2 protein-coding genes are annotated in these 1,536 nt (G+C 71.7%); both read right to left on the bottom strand.

Translation table 11 applies throughout. The annotated features are described in order from the left end of the window. Positions 1-474: AAA family ATPase (locus D471_RS0115565; protein ID WP_152486330.1), on the bottom strand; the 474-nt coding region annotated here is incomplete at its 3' end. A gap of 167 nt (positions 475-641) precedes the next feature. Further along, the coding region (locus tag D471_RS0115560; RefSeq protein ID WP_017599474.1) for a LuxR family transcriptional regulator at positions 642-1,536 on the bottom strand (895 nt) is incomplete at its 5' end.

The raw sequence follows: 1,536 nt of genomic DNA, 5'->3' as shown, positions 1-1,536 counted from the left end.
CCCCCGCCACACGGTGCCGCCGCACAGGCGGATCGGCTCTCGACTGGTGAGCAGCACCGTCACGGCGGGGCACGAGGCCAGCAGAGTCTCGCCCACCTCGGTCACCGCGTCGGCGATGCCGTCGCACGGATCGAGGATGAGCAGGAGCCGCCGCGAGCGCAGCGCTTCGGTCACCGTCACCGACATCGGTTGACCGGGCTCCTCGACCACGCCGACCGCGTTCGCCACGCGGGCGTAGACCTCCAGCGTCGTGCTCGCGTCGGTGAGGTCGGCGATCCACACTCCGTCGGGGAAGGAGACGGTGGACTGTTCCGCGACCCGCAGCGCCAGCCGGGTCTTGCCGAGGCCGTCGGTCCCGCACAGGGTGACGGATCGGCTGGAACCGAGGAGTCGGAGCAAGTCGCTCAGATCCCGCTCGCGGCCCACGAAGCCGGTACCCGGCCGAGGGAGGTTGTGCCGCGCGGGCGCGGTCAGAGGTGCCATGGCCTTCACATGTAGGGGCGGTCGGGGAAGGTCTTCACCAGTGCGGAGGAAAGGGGGGCAGGGACGAACACGTAGGGAGGTGGGACGCGGTACTTGGAGTTTCTGGTTTAGCGCGTGCACGCGCACTGTGCAAGTGCTTCCGGACAACACGCCGCCTTTCAGCCGGAGTCCGTGGTGGAAGCCCAGCCGGTCAACTGCGTTCTCGAGGAAATCGAGAGTTTTCTGAAGATGTTCGCGACGTGTCGCGCGGCGGTCGCCTGGCTGATGGTCAATCGTTCGGCTATTTCCCGATTCGACAGGCCCGCCTCCGCGAGCTCGGCGATCTCCCGTTCCCGGGGGGTCAGCGACGCCGGACCGGTCGCGCGGCCGGCGGTCCGGGGGAAGGCCAGGGCACGGTCACGGACCTGCTCCAGGGGAAGGGCACGCCACGCGTTCCACGCCTCGGTGGCCCGGGCCGTGCCCACCCACCGCTCCACCGCCGAGCGCAGGCGGACGGTTTCGGCCGACGGGCGGCCCAGTGACGTCCTCAGATCCGAGGCCACACCGGCCAGGGCCGCCGCCCGTTCGGCCTCCTGCTCCGCCAGCGCGAGCTCGGCCAGCGCCTCCAGGGCGCGGGCCACGGCGATCCGCTGTCCGGACGTGAAGCTCACCCGAAGGCAGGTCGACAGCGGCTCCCTGGCCTCCAACACCTCGCCGTCGTTCAGCAGCAGCCGCCCCAGGGCGCGGGCGCAGCGGGCCGTCGCGGGCGCCGCCTCCAATTCGCTGAAGACCTCCAGGGCCCGCGCGAACAGGTCCCGGGCACGGTCGTGGTCGCCCACCTCGGCGGCGATGGTCCCCAGGCCGTGCAGGCTGCGGGCCACGCTCCACCGGTCGCCCAGCCCCTCGGCCACCTCCATGCTGTGTTCCAGGTGACGGACGGCCTCGTCGGTCTCGTCCCGGCGGCGGGCCAGCCGGGCGAGCACACCGAGCAGGCTTCCCTCGGTGATGGGGTCACCGACCCCCCTCACCCATGACCGGGCCTGGTCGGCGTACCGCTGTCCCTCGTCCAGCGCA

Source organism: Nocardiopsis lucentensis DSM 44048 (assembly GCF_000341125.1).
Lineage (GTDB): Bacteria > Actinomycetota > Actinomycetes > Streptosporangiales > Streptosporangiaceae > Nocardiopsis > Nocardiopsis lucentensis.
The sequence above is the reverse complement of the archived record's forward strand: the minus strand, read 5'-3'. Positions and strand labels throughout refer to the sequence as shown.